This is a genomic window from Polynucleobacter sp., from assembly GCF_044342855.1.
Lineage (GTDB): Bacteria > Pseudomonadota > Gammaproteobacteria > Burkholderiales > Burkholderiaceae > Polynucleobacter.
The window spans coordinates 1-20,204 of sequence record NZ_JBIIPA010000010.1 but is presented as its reverse complement, the minus strand read 5'-3'; the positions used below and the strand labels follow the sequence as shown (position 1 = coordinate 20,204).

23 protein-coding genes and 1 pseudogene are annotated in these 20,204 nt (G+C 46.6%); 12 read left to right on the top strand and 12 right to left on the bottom strand.

All coding sequences use genetic code 11. The annotated features are described in order from the left end of the window. Positions 1–26: 26 nt before the first annotated feature. Positions 27–1,640 carry a TolC family protein gene (locus ACIQZ3_RS04880; protein WP_397390883.1) on the bottom strand — a complete coding sequence of 538 codons (1,614 nt, stop codon included), beginning with the start codon at positions 1,638–1,640 and terminating at the stop codon, positions 27–29. Between the two features lie 120 nt (positions 1,641–1,760). Between ACIQZ3_RS04880 and ACIQZ3_RS04875 the strand changes: the two genes are divergently transcribed. Genes ACIQZ3_RS04875 through trmB form a run of 3 tightly spaced genes read left to right on the top strand, consistent with a single transcriptional unit; the run spans position 1,761 to position 3,933 of the window. Beyond that, positions 1,761–2,612, top strand: coding sequence for an undecaprenyl-diphosphate phosphatase (locus ACIQZ3_RS04875; protein WP_397390881.1), 852 nt, complete (start codon positions 1,761–1,763; stop codon positions 2,610–2,612). A 41-nt stretch (positions 2,613–2,653) separates the two neighbouring features. Next, a complete protein-coding gene (locus ACIQZ3_RS04870) occupies positions 2,654–3,112 on the top strand; it encodes a DUF2721 domain-containing protein (protein ID WP_397390879.1) in 459 nt (152 codons plus the stop codon). A gap of 23 nt (positions 3,113–3,135) precedes the next feature. Further along, on the top strand, positions 3,136–3,933 hold the full coding sequence (trmB, locus tag ACIQZ3_RS04865; protein ID WP_397390877.1) for a tRNA (guanosine(46)-N7)-methyltransferase TrmB: 798 nt from the start codon (positions 3,136–3,138) through the stop codon (positions 3,931–3,933). A 63-nt stretch (positions 3,934–3,996) separates the two neighbouring features. Here the strand turns inward: trmB and ACIQZ3_RS04860 are convergent, their stop codons facing one another. From ACIQZ3_RS04860 to ribBA, 4 genes are all read right to left on the bottom strand, one after another. After that, the gene (locus ACIQZ3_RS04860; RefSeq protein ID WP_397390875.1) at positions 3,997–5,475 is read right to left on the bottom strand and encodes an NAD-dependent succinate-semialdehyde dehydrogenase; all 1,479 of its coding nucleotides are present in this window, start codon (positions 5,473–5,475) and stop codon (positions 3,997–3,999) included. Between the two features lie 139 nt (positions 5,476–5,614). Beyond that, the gene (gene nusB / locus ACIQZ3_RS04855; RefSeq protein WP_397390873.1) at positions 5,615–6,124 is read right to left on the bottom strand and encodes a transcription antitermination factor NusB; all 510 of its coding nucleotides are present in this window, start codon (positions 6,122–6,124) and stop codon (positions 5,615–5,617) included. Positions 6,125–6,133: 9 nt separating this feature from the next. Next, a complete protein-coding gene (gene ribH, locus ACIQZ3_RS04850; protein ID WP_397390871.1) occupies positions 6,134–6,649 on the bottom strand; it encodes a 6,7-dimethyl-8-ribityllumazine synthase in 516 nt (171 codons plus the stop codon). A gap of 18 nt (positions 6,650–6,667) precedes the next feature. After that, the gene (gene ribBA, locus ACIQZ3_RS04845; RefSeq protein WP_397390869.1) at positions 6,668–7,807 is read right to left on the bottom strand and encodes a bifunctional 3,4-dihydroxy-2-butanone-4-phosphate synthase/GTP cyclohydrolase II; all 1,140 of its coding nucleotides are present in this window, start codon (positions 7,805–7,807) and stop codon (positions 6,668–6,670) included. A gap of 411 nt (positions 7,808–8,218) precedes the next feature. Here ribBA and ACIQZ3_RS04840 point away from each other — a divergent pair, with 411 nt between their 5' ends. From ACIQZ3_RS04840 to ACIQZ3_RS04820, 5 genes are all read left to right on the top strand, one after another. Next, positions 8,219–8,845, top strand: a complete 627-nt coding sequence (locus tag ACIQZ3_RS04840) for a PilW family protein (RefSeq protein ID WP_397390867.1) — start codon at positions 8,219–8,221, stop codon at positions 8,843–8,845. A gap of 7 nt (positions 8,846–8,852) precedes the next feature. Further along, entirely contained in the window at positions 8,853–9,182 is a 330-nt protein-coding gene (locus ACIQZ3_RS04835) for a hypothetical protein (protein ID WP_397390865.1), read from the top strand. Continuing rightward, a complete protein-coding gene (locus tag ACIQZ3_RS04830) occupies positions 9,175–9,723 on the top strand; it encodes a GspH/FimT family pseudopilin (RefSeq protein ID WP_397390863.1) in 549 nt (182 codons plus the stop codon). Before ACIQZ3_RS04835 ends, ACIQZ3_RS04830 begins: the two co-directional genes overlap by 8 nt. A 47-nt stretch (positions 9,724–9,770) precedes the next feature. Then, positions 9,771–10,886 carry a bifunctional diaminohydroxyphosphoribosylaminopyrimidine deaminase/5-amino-6-(5-phosphoribosylamino)uracil reductase RibD gene (gene ribD, locus ACIQZ3_RS04825; protein WP_397390861.1) on the top strand — a complete coding sequence of 372 codons (1,116 nt, stop codon included), beginning with the start codon at positions 9,771–9,773 and terminating at the stop codon, positions 10,884–10,886. Positions 10,887–10,950: 64 nt separating this feature from the next. Continuing rightward, positions 10,951–11,571 (top strand): riboflavin synthase, encoded by a 621-nt coding sequence (locus tag ACIQZ3_RS04820; protein WP_397390859.1) that lies wholly within the window; start codon positions 10,951–10,953, stop codon positions 11,569–11,571. A gap of 14 nt (positions 11,572–11,585) precedes the next feature. On the opposite strand, the gene queC is transcribed toward ACIQZ3_RS04820, so the two are convergent. The 7 genes from queC to tolQ all read right to left on the bottom strand — a co-directional run bounded on the left by queC (position 11,586) and on the right by tolQ (position 16,942). After that, a complete protein-coding gene (queC, locus tag ACIQZ3_RS04815) occupies positions 11,586–12,326 on the bottom strand; it encodes a 7-cyano-7-deazaguanine synthase QueC (RefSeq protein WP_397390857.1) in 741 nt (246 codons plus the stop codon). Positions 12,327–12,357: 31 nt separating this feature from the next. Then, positions 12,358–13,017 (bottom strand): tol-pal system protein YbgF, encoded by a 660-nt coding sequence (ybgF, locus tag ACIQZ3_RS04810; RefSeq protein ID WP_397390855.1) that lies wholly within the window; start codon positions 13,015–13,017, stop codon positions 12,358–12,360. 71 nt (positions 13,018–13,088) lie between these two features. Beyond that, the gene (gene pal, locus ACIQZ3_RS04805) at positions 13,089–13,589 is read right to left on the bottom strand and encodes a peptidoglycan-associated lipoprotein Pal (protein ID WP_397390853.1); all 501 of its coding nucleotides are present in this window, start codon (positions 13,587–13,589) and stop codon (positions 13,089–13,091) included. Between the two features lie 125 nt (positions 13,590–13,714). Beyond that, positions 13,715–15,022, bottom strand: a complete 1,308-nt coding sequence (tolB, locus tag ACIQZ3_RS04800; protein WP_397390851.1) for a Tol-Pal system beta propeller repeat protein TolB — start codon at positions 15,020–15,022, stop codon at positions 13,715–13,717. Positions 15,023–15,025: 3 nt separating this feature from the next. Beyond that, positions 15,026–15,844, bottom strand: coding sequence for a cell envelope integrity protein TolA (gene tolA / locus ACIQZ3_RS04795; protein WP_397390849.1), 819 nt, complete (start codon positions 15,842–15,844; stop codon positions 15,026–15,028). A 19-nt stretch (positions 15,845–15,863) separates the two neighbouring features. Then, complete coding sequence (tolR, locus tag ACIQZ3_RS04790) at positions 15,864–16,283, bottom strand: protein TolR (protein WP_397390847.1); 420 nt, start codon at positions 16,281–16,283, stop codon at positions 15,864–15,866. 2 nt (positions 16,284–16,285) lie between these two features. Next, complete coding sequence (gene tolQ, locus ACIQZ3_RS04785; RefSeq protein ID WP_397390845.1) at positions 16,286–16,942, bottom strand: protein TolQ; 657 nt, start codon at positions 16,940–16,942, stop codon at positions 16,286–16,288. 76 nt (positions 16,943–17,018) lie between these two features. Here tolQ and glyA point away from each other — a divergent pair, with 76 nt between their 5' ends. From glyA to ACIQZ3_RS04765, 4 genes and pseudogenes are all read left to right on the top strand, one after another. Further along, positions 17,019–18,263 (top strand): serine hydroxymethyltransferase, encoded by a 1,245-nt coding sequence (glyA, locus tag ACIQZ3_RS04780; protein WP_397390843.1) that lies wholly within the window; start codon positions 17,019–17,021, stop codon positions 18,261–18,263. A gap of 11 nt (positions 18,264–18,274) precedes the next feature. Continuing rightward, on the top strand, positions 18,275–18,721 hold the full coding sequence (nrdR, locus tag ACIQZ3_RS04775) for a transcriptional regulator NrdR (protein WP_215328816.1): 447 nt from the start codon (positions 18,275–18,277) through the stop codon (positions 18,719–18,721). A 45-nt stretch (positions 18,722–18,766) separates the two neighbouring features. Then, positions 18,767–19,786, top strand: coding sequence for a UDP-glucose 4-epimerase GalE (gene galE / locus ACIQZ3_RS04770; protein WP_397390841.1), 1,020 nt, complete (start codon positions 18,767–18,769; stop codon positions 19,784–19,786). A gap of 88 nt (positions 19,787–19,874) precedes the next feature. Further along, positions 19,875–20,204, top strand: a pseudogene (locus ACIQZ3_RS04765) (transposase); the annotation flags it as partial.

Sequence of the window (20,204 nt, the reverse complement as noted above, 5' to 3'; positions counted from 1 at the left end):
ATTTTTATTTCTTTACTGCTTCAGTCTTATCGCAGCAGAGTATTGATTGAAATCAGATCTTCATCTGATAGTGCTGCGGCATGCGCCTTCAGCTTGATAGCATTCAGAATGGTGTTGTAGCGTGCTTGCTGTAATAGCGAGCGGGTACTAATTACGGTATCCAATGCGATTAACACATCAATATTAATTAATGTCCCAACCTGAAATCCTAACTTACTTGATTCAAGTGCTGAAGTAGAGGAACGCTCTGCAGCTTCGTATGCTTTAACACTTGCTAGTCCGCTATAAAAACCAGTAAATGCAGCACGGGTGCTTTGAGCTGCAGTACGACGTGCATTGTCATAGTTCGCTTTAGCTGCATCTAGCAATGCGGCGTTTTGACGAATGAGTGAGCTGTTGTAACCCCCAGATACCAAGGGGATTGTCATCTGTAAGGCGATGGTGTTGTTATAAATATTCGTCTGTGACGGAGATAGGCTATTAGCTGTTCCGTTGGAAGTGTTGTAACCCGCAGTGCCTACAAAATTAAGGGAGGGGTAGTTCAATGCTTGAGAGGCTTTATAAGTACTTTCAGCTAAGCTAACTGATAGCTGACCAGCTAGTACGTTAAAGTTCGCAGCCTCTGCTTGATTAATCCAGTCTTCCAGAGTTTGCCCTTTGGGTAGCTGAGGATTAAGGCTATCTGCAATCGGAATTCCATTGCCATCTTTTGGTTTAAAGCGAGGGTCTTTAAGAACGCCATCAATCTTGGCTTCTTTGACTAGTGGCTTTAGAGCGCCTACAGGGCGGCCCACTAATTGCTCTAAGACACCTCTTTTAACAATCAGGTCTGCTTGAGCAGCGATTTCTTGAGAGTTCGCCAAATCCAGAGCGGCTTGCGCCGTATTGACATCAACAATAGTCGCTAGCCCAGCATCAAACTTGGCCTGAGCAATTTCAAGTTGCTGCTTAATTAAACCTTTTTTATTGCGATAGAGCTCTACGTTATCTTGGCTGGTGAGCGCATCAAAATAAGCTTGAGATACGCGGATAATTAAATCTTGCTGCGCTAAGTAAAAGCGCATGTCCGCAATTTTGGTATTCAAGTCACCCTGCTTGAAAGCCTCAAATGCCGCTATATTAAAAACTGGTTGAGTCAGAGTGACCGTATAGTTCTTCTGGTCATAAACCCGAGATCCGGTATACGAGTTAGTAGGTTGATTGCCTGCAGTGTGCTGGTAGTAGCGAGTCCCACCAGGAACAGCCGTAGCTTGTGGCAATAGGAGTGATAAACCCTGCCAATAGAGCTCTTTACTGGCTTGATAGTTAAAGCGAGCAGCATTCAATACGGGGTCGCTGAATGCTGCTTCTTGATATAAACGGATTAAATCGGTTGTTTGACTACTTCCATTTACCCCATTGGCCCCAAGATTGGATGGTGCCGTATTGCTTGGAATGGCTTGTCGAGGCAATGGCGCTATCTGTGGCGGCATATCCAGGCCTATTAAAAACTGCGCGCTCACTGGGGTTGGTAGTGAGGGCTTAGCCCCATTGGCGCTTTGGGCTAATGCTGTCGACGAATGAATCCCGAGTCCGAATGCTTGCCCCAGGATTAAGCCAAAAGCGGTTAACTGAGGGAGGCGAAAGCGTATCAATGTCATCTAATTCGGGTACTTTTCAATGTGCCTTGAAGTTTAAGGCTTATTTAGCTAAAGCGCTGGATTTAAGCCTTATTTTGCCAAATCCCGGGATCTATTCGATCTATCTATAAAATTGCGTCTATGGATCTAATTTTGCTAGCTAAAGCAGTCATTCTGGGGGTGATTGAGGGCTTCACTGAGTTTTTGCCAATCTCCAGTACTGGCCACCTCATTTTGGTTGGCGACTTACTTAACTTCAATGATGAGCGCGGTAAGGCGTTCGAGGTCATTATTCAGTTTGGCGCTATTTTGGCAGTCTGCTGGGAGTTCCGCGAAAAACTTTGGAAAGTAGCCTCTACTGCTCGGACGAGCGCCATCTCTCGACGCTTTATCCTGAATCTATTGATCGCCTCAATTCCAGCAATGGGTCTGGCTTTCGTATTTGGTAAGCATATTAAGGCCGTGCTATTTGCGCCCATTCCAGTAGCTAGCGCATTTATCGTGGGCGGCTTAATTATTTTTTGGGCCGAACATCGCCAAACTAGGTTATCGCATTCAACCAGTAAATCCTATATTCAGTCGGTAGATGACCTAACCCCTTTGGACGCTTTAAAAGTGGGTTTAGCGCAATGTGCCGCTTTAATTCCGGGAACCTCTCGCTCAGGTGCGACCATCATTGGTGGCATGTTGTTTGGCTTGCCTCGTGCCGTAGCTACAGAGTTCTCCTTCTTTTTGGCCATACCGGTAATAGGTGGTGCAACCGCATATGAATTACTCAAACTATGGAAGAACCCAGTTTCACTTTCGGGTGACTTTGTATGGGCGATTGTGCTTGGCTTTATCGTCGCTTTTATTTCCGCATTCATTTGCGTACGTTGGTTAATTCATTATGTTGCAGGACATAATTTCATTCCATTTGCATGGTATCGAATTGTCTTTGGTGTGCTAGTGTTGTTAAGCGCATATGGTGGTTTAGTAGCTTGGTCTCATTGAGATAACTGTTACAAATATAAAAAAGATCGACTGGAATTCTCATGGATGTCTCAATAGATGCAATCACTAACAATATTCAATTAGCCTTAGCCCCAGTCTTTTTACTAACTGCAGTGGCCACCTTGATCAATGCAATCTCTGCTCGCTTAGCGCGCTCAGTAGATCGTATGCGTGCTATTCAACATCGCATTCAGGAGGGTGACATACAGGATCAAATAATGCTGACTCATATGATGAAAGAGGCTAATGAGGCAAAGGTTAGGGGGCGCCTTTGTACGGCCGCGATTTTCTTTGATGTATTGAGTGGTGTACTTATTTCACTAACTGTGCTTGAGCTCTTTTTCTTTCAAGCAGGTGCAGTTCGTTCATTGCAAGCCACATATGTCATTTGGACATTTGTACTGGGATTGATATCGTTTATGACTTCACTTTCAATCGTGCTGGGCGAAGTGGTTTATGCCTATCGCTCAGCTGGTTGGAATACACCTTTTCCAAAGTAATTCTTCATAAGGATAAGTATTCCGTGAATATCCCAAGAACTGACCGAATTCGCTCTTTTGTTTTAAGGGCTGGAAGAACAACTGCTGGTCAGCAGCGTGCCATTGAGGAAATTGGGCCGCAGTTTTTAGTGCCGTTTCAGGAAAACGTTTTAGATCTGCAGAAAGCATTTACTGGTTCATCCCATCCCAAGATATTGGAGATTGGTTTTGGCATGGGGGAGACCACCGCCAAAATTGCCGCCTTACGCAATGAGGATGATTTCTTGGCAATTGAGGTTCACCCTCCGGGGGTTGGTGCTTTACTGAAGTTGATTGGTGAGAACAAGCTTACTAATTTGCGATTAATTCGCCATGATGCTGTTGAAGTCTTGGAAAAGATGATTGCACTTAATTCTTTGGATGGCATTCATATTTACTTTGCAGATCCTTGGCACAAGAGGCGCCATCATAAGCGTCGCTTAATTCAAGCGCAGTTTGTAAAGCTATTAATTTCTCGTTTAAAGCCTGGAGCTTATTTGCACCTTGCTACCGATTGGCACAACTATGCTGAGCAAATGCTTTTAGTCTTAAATGCGGAATCAGATTTGATAAATACCTCTACTGAGCAAATGAGCATTGAAACTTTTTCAGCGGCCGATGTTGCGAGTGAGACTGAGCTTGCCAAAGAGGCCTTTAAAGAATTCAGGCCCACTCTTGAGCAACTCCAAGCTAGACATCCTGGATACGTTGAGAGACCTGCCTATAGACCAACTACCAAGTTCGAAAATCGGGGCATTAAGTTGGGGCACGGTGTATGGGATTTGGTTTACAAGAAAAAATAAGGCGGGGCTGGTTTAAAAAATAAAGCCGCTATTAAGCGGCTTTATTTTGTTTCCAATATTGGCTTATAGGCCAAGGCAAACATATTTCAGCTCTAAGTATTCATCCATGCCATAGGCGCTGCCTTCACGGCCCAGGCCGGACTGTTTAATTCCGCCAAATGGCCCAGCCTCATTGGAGACGATTCCAGTGTTGACGCCCACAATGCCGTACTCAAGGGCTTCAGCAGCTTTCCAGATACGACCAATGTCACGGCTATAAAAATAGGAAGCTAGGCCAAATTGACTGTTATTGGCCAACCCAATTGCTTCCTCATCGCTCTCAAAAGAAATGATTGGGGCGACCGGTCCAAAGGTCTCTTCGTGGGTAATGAGCATGTCATTTGTCACATTTGACAAAATGGTCGGCTCATAAAATGTTCCGCCTAATGGAGAAGGCTTGCCACCAGCAACGAGTTTTGCACCCTTGCTAATGGCATCAGCTACATGTCTTTCTACCTTCTCTAGGGCGGCCTGTTCAATCAGTGGCCCTTGGGTGCTACCTGCCTCCATGCCATTACCCACCTTGATGATTTGAATAGCTTTTGCAAATTTTTCAACAAACTCATCCTGTACTTTTTTATGTACGTAAAACCGGTTCGCACAAACGCAGGCTTGACCGGAATTGCGAAATTTAGATGCCATGGCACCTGAAACAGCTGTATCAATATCAGCGTCTTCAAAAACAATAAAGGGAGCGTGACCGCCAAGCTCTAGACCCAATTTCTTGACTGTAGGAGCGCATTGCGCCATTAAGATTCGTCCAACTTCGGTTGAGCCTGTGAATGATAGGTGGCGAACGGTAGGCGATGCACAGAGTGTTTTGCCAATCGCAATAGATTCATCTGCATCCGCGGTAAGAATGTTGATAACACCTGCCGGCACGCCAGCACGCTGAGCGAGCTCTGCTAGCGCCAAGGCACTCAGTGGTGTGAGTTCAGCTGGCTTGATCACAATGGTGCAACCTGCTGCCATTGCTGGTGCAATCTTGCGCGTAATCATAGCGATCGGGAAATTCCAAGGTGTGATAGCAACACACACTCCAATTGGCTGCTTCATGACGATCATGCGCTTATCACTCCAAGTCGTACTTGGAATGGATCCAGCAACCCGTTTGGCCTCTTCTGCAAACCACTCTACAAAAGACGCGCCATAGGCTACTTCACCAGCTGCTTCAGCTAGCGGCTTGCCTTGCTCTAGGGTTATGAGGGTGGCTAAATCTTGGGTGTTCTGAATAATCAGGTCAAACCATTTGCGCATTACTACAGCACGCTCTTTTCCGGTTTTACTCTTCCAGCCTTGAAAGGCGTGCTCGGCAGCTCCAATTGCTCGCTCAGCATCATTAGGCTGAAGATTGCTTACATCCGCAATCAGCTCGCCGGTGGCAGGATTGTGAACCGCAAAAGTTTTTCCTGAGTTTGTTTTAAACCACTCACCATTAATGAAAGCCTCTTCTTTAAACAGACTTGGATCTTTAAGTAATTTACGGATATCAGTTTTCTGCATGATGGCGTCTCTTTGGTAAAAAAGTTATTTTTTATTTTATCCCTCGGTGTAGTTTAGATTGCTTCCCAAGACTATGGACAAAATAAACCCCCTGGACCTCTTGGAAGCGCAGGGGGTGGAGTCTTGAGGATATTTTGGTCTAACTTGCTTGCACCTCAGTGCTACGTAACTGTTGGGCCAGGAGATCCAAGACACCGTTGACGTATTTATGACCATCCGTACCACCAAAGGTTTTTGCTAATTCGACTGCTTCATTAATAGCTACTTTGTAGGGAACCGCTAAATCAATAGCTAGCTCGTATGTACCAATCAGGAGGGCCGCATGCTCTACGGGAGACAGCTCATTAATAGGACGATCGAGTGCTGGGGTAATAATACCTTCTAGCTCGTCGGTACGCTCTAGTACGCCAGCAAAAATACCCTGAAACAAGTCATGCTGGCAACGGCGAAAGCCAGGATCTTCAGCCAACTGCTTGGCGATTGCCGCGGCATTAGGAAGGCTGCCTGCGCGACGCATGACTAGGCTTTGATAAACGCCTTGTAAAGCATATTCACGGGCACGTCGACGTGGTGTAAGTGAGCGCTTAGGGGCACTGGGCGCACTCGGTGTCCCTGGTGTGACCTGTGGGCTGGGGATATTTTTATTCATCTTGGGGGATTACTCTTCTGAAGGACTGATTTCAAAATCAATATCGGGAGTAAGGGCTAAAGCCAAATTAGCCATTTCAATAACCGCTCTTGCACAGTCTGCACCTTTTACCTGAACACGAACTTGAGCCTGCTCATCCGTCTCGCAGGTGAGAACACCATTGGCAATTGGTAATCCAGATTCAAGGCAAACACGGGTAATGCCAGCGCCAGATTCATTCGATACGAGTTCAAAGTGATAAGTCTCGCCACGGATGATGGCGCCTAGCGCAACCAGGCCATCGAACTCGCCTGTCTCAGCTAACTTTTGCAGCGCGAAGGGGATTTCAAGCGCGCCTGGTACGGTTACGAGTTTGATGTCACTTTGGGAGACACCAAGTTTGATCAACTCTTCAATACAAGCATTAGCTAGTGCAACGCAATGCTCTTCGTTGAAGCGGGCTTGCACAATGCCAACGCGCAGATCTTGTCCGTTGAGATCGGTGGCGAGTACGCCTACTGCAGATTCGTCATTACTTGTGTTCATGATGCTTTCTGAGATTGCTTATTGATTAGATTCAAATGGGGTGTAGCCAGTTACTTCAAGCTTGTATCCGGAGAGGCTTGGCACAGGACTAGGGTTGGCGAGTAAACGCATTTTGCCAACACCAATATCTTTGAGTATTTGTGCGCCGATACCATAGCTACGAAAATCAGTTTTGCGAGCCAATGGCTTTTCAGCTGCTTCAGTATGAGTGCCATTCAACTTATGAAACTGAGCCAGCCAGTCTGCATCATTAGGGGCTGCAATGCCTGAAGCATTGAGTAGAACTGCCACACCAGAAGGCGCCGCTGCTAACTTCTGCAAAGCTTGAGCCAATGGCCAGGAGTGCGTACTGACATTTGAGTCCAAGAAATCTAATACTGTGACGGGTTCGTGAACGCGGACTAGCGTTTCTTCAGTTTCTGAGGGCTTGCCATGAACTAGCGCTATGTGCATGCACGAGCTTGGTGTATCGCGGTAGATGATTCCCTGAAACTTACCCCAGGGAGTGTCGAAATCACGTTGGCCTTCACGAACCACAATGCTTTCATGTTGGCTACGATATTGGATGAGATCAGCAATGCTGCCAATCTTCAATTGATGTTCTTTTGCAAACTCGAGCAAGTCTGGCAGTCGCGCCATGCTGCCGTCATCTTTCATGATCTCGCAAATGACAGCGGTGGGTGAGCAACCAGCCATGGCAGCTAAATCACATCCAGCCTCCGTATGACCAGAGCGGATCAACACGCCACCAGGTTGCGCCATTAAGGGAAAAATATGGCCGGGCTGAACCAGATCATTCGGTTTTGCGTTTGCAGCAACTGCTGTCTTGATGGTGTGAGCACGATCTGCTGCTGAGATGCCGGTAGTTACGCCGCTGGCTGCCTCAATCGAAACAGTGAAGTTGGTACCCATGGAGGTGCCGTTGTCTCTCACCATCAAGGGTAGGTTGATTTGTTGGCAGCGCTCACGCGTCAAAGTAAGGCAAATCAAGCCACGACCATGCTTGGCCATGAAATTCACCGCCTCTGGAGTGACGTGATCGGCAGCAAGCACTAAGTCACCTTCATTCTCGCGATCTTCTTCATCGACCAGAATGACCATCTTGCTGGCTTTGAGCTCAGCAACGATTTCTTCTGTGGTGGCGAGGTTATTTTGCATAGCCCTCTATTTTAAGCTGAGGAGGGGTTTTCGGGCTTTAGCCTGGCATACCGCGGTCAATATTGGAGCAATATCCAGTTTTTCTGACAGTGAGCGCCTATGAAAGGCCTATTTTTGTGGCTCCAGTCCCGAGAAAATGCCCTGTGCGCTCTCGAATTCAAAAATCCCCAAGCCTTCATGATTTGAATCTAGCGGCGAATGGATTCATCTTATTGGAGGTTTTAGTGGCAATGAGTCTAGTTTCAAGCAGTTGGATAGGTTTAAACAATGCCTACCAGGGGATGGTTTTACGCTTAGGTCAACTCCAGGAGAAAAGGGCGGAGCTCAGAAAAGAAATGGATCGGCACGAGCTCGCCATATTGAACACTGCGCAGCTTAATAACCCAAACCAAATTTCACGAAAGTTGGCGGATGAATCTATTGGAATGTCTCGTCGGTCTCGCCCTATCCCTAGTCTTGGTCGCACCACTCATAAAAAATAGTGGTGAGTTCATCGCCAAGCAAATTCAGTCTGAAAAATCCCAGTCTCTGACTGCAGAAGCAGATCGCGCCATGGAATTAATCGGGCGCGCTATTCGGATGGCTGGTTATCACAATACTAATTCAGCGATTGCATCTGTAAGAAAAAATTCTTCCTCGAATAATTACATTCATATTCAGAAAAATAGTGGGTACCGAGGATCAGACTCTCTGATGGTGAAACATGAAATATCTTCAGGGATAGACTTTGATTGCATTGGTAATACTTTGTCAAAAGAGCGCACTAAAAATAATTTGGCACAGCAAGGATTTTTGGTGGATCGACAAGCATCTGCACCCAAAGGTGCAAAGGCCAATGGCGGGTCGTTAATCTGCCAATCGCTTGATCGCCAGGGGCGTATCCAAAACACCACCTTAATGAATGGCATTCACCATCTCTCCTTTGAAGTCCTTCCCGCTATTGCTGGCAAGGCTTTTAAGGTCAAGTTAGAGATGACCGATGGCGTATCCATTCACCAAAAGTTTGAGCGAACATTTACTGCTCGTAATCTGCTGTGAATCTACTATGATTGTTGCTTGGGTCCTATCGCTACTGACACTACTCGCTATGCTGGTCATGCAGTTGGAGCGCTTAGCCGCACTCGAAGTCATGAGCATCAATACCTATGCAGAAACTCAGAAAGAATTTACTGCATCAGAACAAGCGCTCATTGAGTGTGAGCAACATCTCTCTAATATCACCGTCTTAGAAAATCCTACTTGCCAAATACAGTCTGCCGGTAAAAATCTTTGGTTGATATCAAGCAAGTCAAAACCTAGATTGGAGGTTCTCGTATTTCTGGATGAAAAAACCAATATTGCTACACGATTAAATTGGCGACAGAGTTTTGAATAAAAAAGATCAAGGCTATAGCTTGCTAGAGTTGATGGCTGTAGTGCTGATCATCGCCATCATTGCGATTTCAACATTACCTCTATTACATGAACAAATGGCTACTCGAGAAGTTGACATGATTGCTAGACGTTTTATTGCACATGCTCAATTTGCAAGAGTTCAAGCATTTCTATTGGGTACACCAGTACGCATTACTCCATTGAATGGGGGTCTGTGGGAGGAGGGTTGGGTAGTTAAAAATATTTGCGATAGCCGCCAAGCAAAATTAAGCTGTATTGAGCGGCATTGGATTTCCCAAGGCGATCTCGCGCAGGTGTATTTCAAGGGTGGTGGAAAGCAGTTTATTGACCCTCATACATCTAAGAGGGGGATTTTATTTAATGCCGCCGGTGCCGCTAAAACAGCCCAAGGTGGATTTGTAGCTAATCGCCTGATATTGGGTCACGATCAAAATTCGGGGCTCGAGCGGCACCTCATCTTAGGCAGTGGCGGTCGCTGGAGAATTTGTGATCCTAGTAAGGACTCCAAAGCCTGCAAATAGGATGGGCAAATTTGCCCCTTCAGCCCACAATCGGTTTTAATAGACCCATGTACAGCGCAGTCGACCATCAATTTATGAGCCAGGCATTAGCCGAGGCTCAAAATGCCCTTTACCTATCGAATCCCAACCCGCGGGTGGGATGCATCATTGTGAAAGATGGAGAGGTGATTGGGCGTGGACATACCCAAAGAGTGGGTGGGCCCCATGCGGAAGTTCAGGCTTTGGCTGATGTGAAGTCAAAAGGGCTAGATCCTGCTGGATCAACGATCTATGTCACCTTAGAGCCCTGCAACCACACTGGTAGGACGCCGCCTTGTGTCGACGCCTTAATTGCGGCCAAGCCAGTCTTAGTGATTGTGGCAATGGCAGATCCCAACCCCTTGGTTGGTAGCAAAGGTCTTGAGCGCTTAAAGGCTGCGGGCATTGATGTGCGTTGCGGTTTATTGGAATCTGAAGCCCAAACATTAAACCGGGGATTTATTTCTAGGATGACCCGAGGTTTACCTTGGGTTCGTATGAAGATCGCTGCCAGCTTAGACGGCAAGACGGCTTTACCTAATGGCCAAAGCCAATGGATTACGGGTCCTTTAGCCAGGGCAGATGGCCATCATTGGCGTGCTCAAGCTTGCGCTATATTGACTGGTGTAGGTACCGTTAAAGAAGATGATCCAAGCCTTAATGTTCGTGATGTCAAAACTGAGCGCCAGCCATGGAGAATTATTGTGGACTCCAAGCTCGAGACCCCTCTGAACGCGAAGGTGTTGAATAACCATAAAGCGTCAGGCGTTATCCTGGTTTGCGCCTTATTAGATTCTCAGGGGAGTCAAGACAAGGCAAAAGCATTTGAGGCTCTTGGTGTAGAAGTCATTGCAATGGCTAACGCTAATGGCAAGGTGGATTTGCCAAAACTCTTTGCGTATTTAGCAAAAGAGCGCCACATGAATGAAATCCATGTCGAGGCTGGATTTAAGTTAAACGGATCTTTGCTGAGAGAGGATTGTGTTGATGAGCTCTTGCTGTATTACGCACCCTTCTTTATGGGTGAAGGTATCGGCATGGCTAATATCACTCCGTTGACAGCGCTAGATCAACGTCAAGATTGGCAAGTCATTGATCAAAGTCTGTTTGGATCTGATCTTCGTTTGCGCCTGAGTAAGAAATAGCAAATCAGAAACAACAAGAAACAACGATTCAAGAAAATTACAAAAACCTATTTAAGATCTCACTATGTTTACTGGAATTATTACGGCAGTTGGCCAAATTAAAAGCGCTCAATCTAAAGGTGACGGCCTACATCTGGTAGTTGAGGTGCCTGCTGGATATCTTGATGATGTTGCATTGGGTGACAGTATTGCTATTCAGGGTGCATGCATGACGGCTACTGAATTTACTGATAACACTTTTGCGCTGGATATCTCACGTGAGTCTTTAAACAAGACTATTGGTTTGGATAAAGTGGGCCCAGTCAATTTAGAAAAAGCCTTGCGACTAAGTGATCGCTTAGGTGGCCATTTGGTGAGTGGGCATGTGGATGGTGTTGGCAAGGTGGCGCACTTTGCAACTGTTGCTAACGATGCTTATGGTTCTTGGCTTCTGCAAATTGAAGCCCCCAAGGCATTGGCGCCATTCTTGGCGTACAAGGGATCAATTGTTGTTAATGGCGTTTCATTGACGGTTAATAAAACGCAAGACAGTCAAGATGCTTGCTTAGTAGATATCAACATCATTCCCCATACCCTTGAGAACACAACCCTGGGTAAGCTAAATCAGGGTGATGCAGTGAACCTAGAGGTAGATTTAATTGCGCGTTATGTAGCGCGGATGCTAGAAACCCAGAGTAATACTTAAGTAAACAATCTGAATTACTTCTTCTGGTAGCGCGTTGGATCACTTAAGTTAGCTTGCTTAAAGCCTACTTGTCGTAGGCGGCAAGATTCACACTCACCACAAGCTTCACCTAAATCATTCGCCTGATAGCAAGAAACAGTTTGTGAGTAATGGACGCCTAAAGTCGTGCCTAGTTGAATGATTTCTGCTTTGCTCATACTGATGATGGGTGCATGCACTCGAAAGCGATTCTCATTATTGAGCGCCTTTACACCAGCCTTAGTAGCGAGGTTCGCCATCGTCTCAAATGAAGCGACATATTCTGGGCGACAGTCAGGATAGCCTGAGTAGTCAACGGCATTGGCGCCGTAAAAAATATCCAATCCACCCAATGATTCAGCCCAGCCTAAAGCAAGCGAAAGCAAAATCGTATTGCGAGCAGGAACATAAGTAACGGGAATTTCTAAATCTTTACCCGGGGTAATCGGAATGTCGATGGATGAGTCTGTCAGGGCGGAGCCGCCGAAACGGGTGAGATCTAAATTCACGACCTCGTGACGCACGACACCCATTTTCTTGGCAATGTGTTTTGCTGCCGCTAACTCGGAAGAATGGCGTTGACCATAGCCTACCGATAAGACATAAGGCGCGTAACCAAGATCTTTTGCTAAAGCCAGGATCGTGCTTGAATCCAATCCGCCTGAAAACAAAATGACGGCAGGCGCATTCGGTTTGCGTGGAGCGATGTTCTGAAAGGCGGCAGACAGCGATGACATGGCGAAACGTTTCTTTACTTAGCTTATTGAATTACTTCGTTGCACCGATAAGTTGCTGTGCATCTTTTGCTGCTTCAGTATCTGGGTACTTACTGATGATCTCGCCAAAGGTTTTCTTGGCGGCCGCTTTATTGCTACTTTCCAATTGCGCATTTCCAAGCGTCAACATCGCTGATGGAATACGTGGGTGCGTTGGGTAACGCTTAATCAGACTTTGCAACTGCGCAATCGCACCGGCGTAATCCTTATTTGCATATTTACTGTTGCCACTCCAAAAGAGTGCCAACGGAACATATGGGCTCTTAGGGTAGCGGCTCACAAAAGCTGAAAAGCCTTCATCAGCTTTCTTGAGATTGCCAGCCTGGAAGGCTTTTAAAGCATCGTCATAGGCTTTTTTCTCACCAGGTTGGACAGTGCCACTTACGCCCTCAACCGTAGCTGTACGGGGCTCAAAATTACCTAAGCGGTTATCCAGATCTTGGTAGTAAGTCTTCTGGCTAGTGCTGATATCGTCACCTTGCTTTTCAAGGTTTTCAATCTTGCCGCGAAGCTCTGCATTATCAGTTTTGAGTTTTTCAATCTGATTTTGTAAATCCATTTGCGCAGTTGCAAATGATTTGCGTAAATCTAAGATGGCCTTGCGCGCATCATCATCTGCAAAGAGCGCCCATGCATTATTAGAAGTGCTCAAGCAAAGAGCCGCTGCACTTAAACAAAACGCTCGTGAGAGCGTTTGTTTAAAAGAGTGTGTAAGAGCGCGCATTAGTTAGTAATGTAAACAATGTCAGCGCGGCGATTTTCTGCCCAAGCTGCTTCGTTGTCGCCTTCAGCTTTTGGCTTTTCTTTACCAAAACTAACGGCTTCCATTTGGTCCTCAGAAACACCCATCAAATTGAGTGATTTACGCACTGCATCTGAACGACGTTGACCTAAGGCCAAGTTGTACTCTGCGGTACCGCGCTCGTCGGTATTGCCTTGAATAATGACCTTTTGCTTAGGGTTGGCTTTTAAGAAGCTTGCATGAGCAGAAAGTTGTTTTTGGTATTTCGTTTGAACGGTGTACTCGTTTAAATCAAAGTACACGCTACGTTGGAAAAGTGGGCTGCTTGGATCATTCCATGGCTGTGAGCCAAAGTTACCGCTACCACCACCATTGGCGCCATCCACATCATCCAATTTGACACTGGAGCAAGCGGCCAAAAATAGTGCTGTTACACCAACGAGGGCGAGGGTTGCGGCACGGCGTGCGATAGAAATCTTCATGATCTGTCCTTTTTCCTACAAACTGAGTAACTAAATAAGCTAATAGCCAATATTATGCCCCTAAGAGCCCAATATTGGCTATTTCGCCAGAAAGATCTGGCTGCCGAACTATTGCCTGGTGAGGCTTAGTCCATAAATGGACCCCAGGACGGTTGACGTACATCAGACCCTGGAATGCTCAATACCTGCTTGGAATTTCCATCTACCGATACCGCTGCCAAGACCCGTTTGCCGCCCACTTTGGTGGAATACAGGACATAACGACCGTTTGCCGCAAAAGATGGGGACTCATCAGTAGTGCCATCAGTAAGCGCTTGGGAGTCACCGGTAGCTAAGTTAAGGATGTAGAGGCGAAATGCGCCACCAATATTGGCGATATAGGCCAAATACTTACCATCCGGTGAAATACGTGGTGAGGTCACAAAACCTTGCTTAAAGGTAATGCGCTTGGCCCCTTCAACTTGCTCACCCTCAGCACTCATACGATAAATCTGGGGATTGCCACCGCGATCACTCGTGAAGTAGATGGAGCGACCATCCGCTGAATATTGAGGTTCAGTGTCAATGGTGTAGCCACGGGTAAGGCGATGTAAGCCTGTTCCATCCGCATTGATGCTATAGATCTGGGTATTGCCATCCTTAGAAAGAGAGATTGCTAATTTTTTGCCATCAGGTGACCAGGCTGGCGCGCTGTTATTTCCCTTCTGGTTTGACAGGGAAATGCGGCGACCGGTTGCTAGTTCGTGAACGTAAATAACTGGTTTGCGATCTTCAAAAGAAACGTAAGCTACCTTCTTGCCATCCGGTGACCATGATGGAGAGATGATTGGCTCGCCGCTATTTATGGCATTGCGAATATTTTGACCATCCGCATCGGATATCACGAGGCGATAGCGTTTACCTTCTTTGATAACGTAGGAGAGGCGAGTTGAGAAGATGCCGCGCTCGCCCAGTAGTTTGAAGATGATGTCATCAGCAATTTTGTGGGCTGCTGCGCGTAAATTATCTGCGCTGGAATTAAGATTCAAGCCACCAAGACTTTCAGATTTACGAATATCGAAAAGCTTGTAGCGAATCTCAAACTGACCTGTGCCAGTTTGCACCACAGAACCTACAGCTAAAGCATCTGCACCGCGAGCTGCCCAAGATTTGTAATTTGGTGTACCCTCATCACTCTCGCTGGCATTGCCGTTCTCGGTATTTTTAAAATAACCACTGCGCGCTAAGTCTTGGCGAATAATGTCAGTCACACTAGTCGGCAACTTGTTCTCATCCTTAAAGCGCATTACGGCGATAGGATAGAGGGACTGCCCTACGCCAGTAATTTGAATATTCATTTGCGCTAGCGCAGAAGAACTTAGGCCAGTTATGGACAGCATCACGATAAATACTGATGCCACCAATGAAGAATACTTTTTAGCTACTTGCAACATGCTTTAGTCCTTGGGTTTAAAGGTCAGCTTAACTTCTCTTTGAGGAATTTTGCCATTGTCATCTTTTGGTAGGCTTTCTGCGCGAGTCAGTGCGAGTAGGACTGCGCGATCCCAGCCGGCATTGCCGCTAGAGGTGACGAGCTCTGTACTCAAGATTGCACCATCCGGTGCTAGATTGACTTTAACAACTGCCGCTGGATTGCCGCTGATAGATTCTGGGTTAAAAACGATGAGCGGTTTTACTTTCTTCACCACTTTATTTGTCCAGCCAGGAGGCGCATTACCGCCACCGCCAACGCCGCTACCACTAGTACCACCGCTACCACCTTCGGCGCCAGCTGCTGCACGTAAGCGCGCCAACTGATCTGCACGCACTTTTTCAGCGGCGGCATTGGCTTTGGTGTCTGCAGGAGTCGCTGCCTTAGGCGCTTCCACTTTTTTAGCTGGCTCCGTCTTTTTGGGCTTCTCTTTTTCCTTCTCCTTAGGTGGAGTCGGTTTCACTGGCTTAGGCACTTCCTTCACAACTTCTTTTTTAGGGGGTTCTTTCTCAACCTGCTTTTTCTTGATCGCGATGTCGGCCGCTTCTTCTTTCATCTCGGTTTTGATTTCAGGAACGACAGGTGTTTCGACTTGTTGGCTTGCATCCCAAAGTTCAACTTCAACTCCTGAAGGCGTCGAGTTGTTCCAGCTAATGCCGATGACTAAGAATGCAAGTAAGCCTAAGTGCGCAGCCAGTGAAAAACTAAAAGCACGTTTAGTGCTTTCGTTTTTAGTTGGGCGTCCTCGAGTAAAGTTCGAGTGAAATGTTTGCGCGCTATTCATGTATGCAATACAAAGAGGCTTATTGACTCTTCACGGCAAGGCCGACACGTTTCACGCCATTTTCTTTGAGCTTAGACATCACTTCCATCACAACTTCATATTTAATGGATTTGTCTGCAGCGAGAACTACGGGTTGTTCAGCAGATTTTTCTGCTTGCGAGCGTGCAAATGCGCCAAGCTCAAATTTATTTAATGTTTGAACGGGATCACCATCTTTGCGAACGATGACGTTTTCATTGGCATCGATCGTTAAAAAGATGGGCGGCAAAGATTGCACTTTTGCACCGCCCACTGTTGGCAAATTGACGACGCCAGGATTGACCATCGGGGCGGTCACCATAAAGATCACAAGCAATACCAACATCACATCAATATAGGGCACCACATTGATGTCGGCCATTGCCCGACGCTTGGAAGATTTTCTGAGTGAGCCGGCCATGCTTATTTGCCTGAAGCTTGACGTTGCAAGATGTTGGTAAATTCTTCGATGAAGGTTTCAAAGCGAATTGCCAAGCGATCCACATCTGTCGCGGCACGGTTATAGGCAACCACCGCAGGGATAGCGGCAAACAAACCGATAGCGGTTGCGATAAGTGCTTCAGCGATACCAGGGGCTACTGCAGATAAGGTGGCATTCTGGACGTTAGCTAAGCCGCGGAAGGAGTGCATGATGCCCCAAACGGTGCCAAAGAGGCCGATATAAGGTGAGACTGAGCCTACGGAGGCTAAGAAGGGTAGATTGGCTTCCAGCATGTCTATTTCGCGCTGGTAGGTGGCCTTCATGGCACGGCGAGCAGCATCGATTTCACGGACTTTCATGAATTCCTGCATGCCAGCTTCAAAGATGTGCTCCAAAACCGCATCGCTACGGGTATTGCGTTGAGCGGCATCCAAAAGGGTGTTGAGATCGCCGCCAGACCAAAAGTCCCGCTCAAAACGCTCGGTATCACGTCTGACGCCCCGCAGAATGGCAGTTTTCTTAAAAATGATGGTCCAAGAGGCTACAGACATGCTCAGTAATAACAACATTACTAACTGGGCTAATAGGCTGGCATTAAGGACTAGGGAGAGTAATGAGAGGTCTTGAGTAGGTGTCATGGTGGATTTTGTATGATGTAGGTTGATTTTACTAAGTTAATTCACTCAGCAATACAACTTCAACAGGATTATGACCATGTTTGACCGCCAAAACACCTTAGCCAAAACTGACCCAGAATTATGGGTGGCAATTCAGAATGAGAATAAGCGTCAGGAAGATCATATTGAGCTCATCGCTTCCGAGAACTACACCTCACCAGCAGTGATGCAGGCGCAGGGCTCTCAGTTGACCAATAAGTACGCTGAAGGCTATCCAGGTAAGCGTTATTACGGTGGTTGTGAGTTTGTGGACGTCGCTGAGCAATTGGCGATTGATCGCGTGAAGGCTTTGTACGGTGCTGAAGCGGCGAACGTTCAGCCCCATTGCGGCGCGTCCGCAAACCAAGCGGTATTTTTAGCTTTCCTGAAACCAGGTGACACCTTCATGGGAATGAGCTTGGCTGAGGGTGGTCACTTAACCCACGGCATGGCTTTGAATATGAGCGGGAAGTGGTTTAATCCGATTTCTTATGGTCTCGATAAAAACGAAGCGATCGATTATGAACAGATGGAGCGTTTAGCCCGTGAGCACAAGCCTAAATTGATTATTGCTGGTGCATCTGCTTACTCTCTTGCGATCGATTGGGAGCGCATTGGTAAGTTAGCAAAAGAAGTTGGCGCCATTTTTATGGTGGACATGGCTCATTACTCTGGCTTGATTGCTGCTGGCGTGTATCCAAATCCAGTGCCACATGCTGATATTGTTACTTCCACAACGCATAAGAGTTTGCGCGGCCCTCGTGGCGGCATCATCTTGATGAAGGCTGAGCACGAGAAAGCAATTAACTCTGCGGTATTCCCAGGTCTTCAAGGCGGTCCTTTGATGCATGTGATCGCTGGTAAGGCGGCGGCGTTTAAAGAGGCACAAGAGCCTGGCTTTATTGATTACCAAAAGCAAGTGATTGCTAATGCCAAAGCTTTAGCAGAGACTTTAATTTCCCGCGGTCTACGTATTGTTTCTGGCGGTACAGATTCTCATGTGATGTTGGTGGACTTACGTGCCAAGAAAATGACCGGTAAAGAAGCTGAGCGCGTATTGGGTGAAGCACATATCACTTGCAATAAGAACGGCATTCCGAACGATCCAGAAAAACCAATGGTGACGAGTGGTATTCGTTTGGGTTCACCAGCAATGACCACGCGCGGCTTCAAAGAAACAGAAGCACGTCAAGTTGGTAATTTCATTGCAGATGTTTTGGATAGCCCAAATGATGCTGACAATATCGCTAAGGTGCGCGCTCAAGTTGCAGAGCTTGCTAAGCGCTTCCCAGTTTACGGTTAAGCGAGCATCCATTGCGCTGCCCCTTTTGCCATAACGACGATACCCAGGTTTTAGATACCCGGGTATCGGACGAAGGCGATACGATTCGTCGTCGTCGTCGTTGCGCAAAATGCGATAAACGATTTACGACTTACGAGCGTGTGGAGCTTGTATTGCCAGCAATCGTTAAGAAGAACGGCAGCCGTGTTGAATACAGTCATGAGAAGTTGGTCAGCTCAGTTAAGCTAGCATTACGTAAGCGCCCAGTCTCTTCCGACTCTGTGGATGAGGCGATTGCTCGCATTGAAGAGAAGTTGCTCAGCCTAGGCGAAAAAGAAATCCCAAGTGAGCGCGTTGGTGAACTTGTGATGCGTGAGCTCAAGCGCTTAGATAAAGTTGCTTACATCCGTTTTGCATCAGTCTATAGAAGCTTTGCTGATATTGAATCTTTTGAGAGTGCGCTCAAAGAGTTGAAGTAAAACTACGATTTTCATAAAAATATATTTTATTGGGGCGCTGATCTGATGCGTAAAGTTTTGGTTACGGGCGGCACTGGTTATATTGGATCGCATACGGTGATCCAATTGCTTAATGCTGGTTTTGAGGTTGTCATTCTCGATAATCTTTCTAACAGTAGCAAGGGTGTTGTTGCGCGCATAGAAGAACTCTCTGGAACAGGTCTTGATTTTATTGAGGGTGATGTTCGTGATCATGAACTTCTTAGAGGTATTTTTGCCAAATATGCATTTGATTCTGCAATCCATTTTGCTGGGTTAAAGGCCGTTGGAGAATCACAAGAAAAACCATTGAAGTATTACGACAACAATGTCACTGGCAGCATAGTGTTATTTGAAGAAATGATGAGGGCTGGCGTCCATAAGCTGATTTTTTCATCTTCAGCAACTGTGTATGGAGATCCAGGTTATGTTTGCTACAGCGAGACCACTCCCTTAGCCCCGATTAATGTTTACGGCCGCACTAAGCTGATAGTTGAGGATACTTTGCGCGATCTTAAAAAAGCAGAACCAAGATGGCAAATCGCGTTACTAAGGTACTTTAATCCAGTAGGCGCTCATATATCCGGCCGTATTGGCGAAAATCCATTCGGTGTTCCGAATAATTTGATGCCATTCATTTCGCAGGTGGCGATTGGAAGCCGCCCAAAGCTGATGGTATACGGCAATGATTATGCAACCCCAGATGGCACTGGACTGAGAGATTATGTCCATGTTGAAGATTTGGTTGCAGGTCATGTGGCGGCGCTCAATACCCTGGGAGATGCAAACTCCTTCCTTACGCTCAATCTAGGGACTGGCAAGCCATATAGTGTCCTAGAAATGATTGGCGCCTTCGAGAGAACATCAGGCGTCAAGATTCCTTACGAAATTGTTGAACGTCGTGCTGGTGATTTGCCGGAATATTATGCCAATGCTGACTTGGCTAAAGAAGTTCTAGGGTGGCAGGCGAGGTTGGGAATTGATCGTATGTGTGCTGATACTTGGCGTTGGCAAAAAACTAACCCTGCAGGTTATGTCATCGATTAGCCAATAGAATTCGAACGATAAAAAAGGACTGCATGTGAACTGACCCACAAAAGTTGGACATTAAATCCAACTAAAAAGGGTCAGTCTCATGTCCAAATACAGCAAAGAGTTCAAGCTAGAAGTTATTAAGCATTACCTCTCCGGTAATGGGTGGTTTTAAAACTGTCGCAGATCAGTATGGCGTTAAATACGCCTATGTGCGCAAATGGGTTCATGCCTTTAAGACCCATGGCCAAAAGAGTTTTGCAAAGGGTCATGTCAAGTACCCTAGCACCTTCAAGCTATCTGTCTTGCGGCATATGGAGCAACACCTGCTCTCGATCAATCAAGCGGCATCCCACTTTAATACCCCAGCACCCAGCACAATCAGTCGCTGGCAACGCCTCTACAATAAAGGTGGTATTACAGCCCTAGAACC